The organism is Neisseria sp. P0021.S007, assembly GCF_051956855.1.
This window is the reverse complement of record NZ_JBQCXA010000083.1, coordinates 1-1304: the sequence shown is the minus strand read 5'-3', so window position 1 is coordinate 1304 and position 1304 is coordinate 1. Positions and strand designations below refer to the sequence as shown.

Sequence of the window (1304 nt, the reverse complement as noted above, 5' to 3'; positions counted from 1 at the left end):
CTTGCCACCTCTCCCGCGGGAGAGGGTTGGGGAGAGGGCAAAACCGCCGTTCCCGCCGTCTTTTCAGGCGACCAAAACGTAATGTTTTCCAATAAATAACCGTGGCTGGTCAGCGGCGGTGTCAGCTTTCCCGCATCCCGTGCTTCAAGGCATCGTGTTGCCGCCCAAATCCAAGCCTCGCGCGGGGCCGGGTACGTTTTTCGGTTACGGACAATCTTGCCGTCCCGTATCATCGGCGCAATCTCGCCGACAAGCTTTGAAACCCGGTTAAAACTTAAATCCTTTTCTGCGGGGCGAAAAAGCGTCAGATACCGCAATACCGCCTTAAAAAGGTCGTCTGAAATGCCGGTCAGGGCAATCAGGGCTTCGCGGGCATCGTCATAGGCGATTAATACATCCAAGCTCATCACCGCACCGCAGGTAGGGCAGCGTACTTTCATGTTCTCGCCTCCATCAGACTTTTAAGGCTGCAGTAAACCAAGTCGGAAAAATCAATAGCTGCATCACATGCCCGATCACCATCTTCTACATCCACCGGAGGGTAATAAAACAACCCGTTTTTCCAAGATGTATTTGCGGCGACAACCGCATAAACTTCTTCAAGCGTACAGCCCTCATTCAGCTCTTTACTCAGGTAATCTGTATCGCCTTCTTGGTTACCCAAAGCAGCATCCTGAGTAATCTTGATAATGCCGTCGCGGGCGATATTTAGATAAATTGTCATCGCGCCGCCTCCAAATCCTTACGGCTCAAGCACCGCAATGCCGTCTGAACCACATCCTCAACTTCATCCGATAGTTGAGACGACACATACATCATCACAAACTGACCCGATACCGTTGTCAGCTCGGCGGCAAGATGACCGCCTTTCTCCCGCCAAACTGATACTTTTATTTTGCTGTAATCCCTGTTCATTTTTCTGCTCCCGCGGGTTCCAAAACCACGCCTGTTATTTTGTCTGTCTCGCTCATTCCGCCATAAACTGCTTCCCAGTTTTTATCAGCTTCCAGAGCATCCCTTTGTTCTGCCGTTGCCGCGACCGGCTGGCAGGCGGCAAGCATGGCGGTCAGTATCCATAACCCCCTCATTTGTACTGCCCCCTGTCATAGACGTCGATCTGCATAGGCTGTTTTTGGCGGCAAGGCTCGGTCAGCCTTGCCTGTATGGCTACGACGATGGACAGCAGCACAATTACAATGGCAAATTCGATTTCATATTTTTTCATTATTTCCCCTTTATTTTTCAGCTGTCTCTTATCCCCATCCGACGCTGCCGACGACTCATCACATGTAGATCCAGGTGAT

Annotated in this window: 5 protein-coding genes; all 5 read right to left on the bottom strand. The window is 51.0% G+C overall.

Translation table 11 applies throughout. The features are described from left to right. Positions 1 to 440 (bottom strand): hypothetical protein (locus ACTHUR_RS11270; RefSeq protein ID WP_440398630.1); only part of this gene is annotated, 440 nt, incomplete at its 3' end. Further along, a complete protein-coding gene (locus ACTHUR_RS11265; protein ID WP_070870264.1) occupies positions 437 to 724 on the bottom strand; it encodes a hypothetical protein in 288 nt (95 codons plus the stop codon). The genes ACTHUR_RS11270 and ACTHUR_RS11265, both read right to left, overlap by 4 nt. Beyond that, positions 721 to 915, bottom strand: coding sequence for a hypothetical protein (locus ACTHUR_RS11260; protein WP_070539340.1), 195 nt, complete (start codon positions 913 to 915; stop codon positions 721 to 723). Before ACTHUR_RS11260 ends, ACTHUR_RS11265 begins: the two co-directional genes overlap by 4 nt. Beyond that, positions 912 to 1088 (bottom strand): hypothetical protein, encoded by a 177-nt coding sequence (locus ACTHUR_RS11255; RefSeq protein WP_202189002.1) that lies wholly within the window; start codon positions 1086 to 1088, stop codon positions 912 to 914. The genes ACTHUR_RS11260 and ACTHUR_RS11255 overlap by 4 nt, the downstream gene beginning before the upstream one ends. Further along, positions 1085 to 1304, bottom strand: a 220-nt coding sequence (locus ACTHUR_RS11250) for a hypothetical protein (RefSeq protein WP_440398629.1), incomplete at its 5' end; no start/stop codon positions are given. The genes ACTHUR_RS11255 and ACTHUR_RS11250, both read right to left, overlap by 4 nt.

Excerpts from the sequence above, each read along its gene's own strand:
- ACTHUR_RS11265 (WP_070870264.1), bottom strand. The coding sequence starts at position 724 with ATGACAATTTATCTAAATATCGCCCGCGACGGCATTATCAAGATTACT.
- ACTHUR_RS11260 (WP_070539340.1), bottom strand. The coding sequence starts at position 915 with ATGAACAGGGATTACAGCAAAATAAAAGTATCAGTTTGGCGGGAGAAA.
- ACTHUR_RS11255 (WP_202189002.1), bottom strand. The coding sequence starts at position 1,088 with ATGAGGGGGTTATGGATACTGACCGCCATGCTTGCCGCCTGCCAGCCG.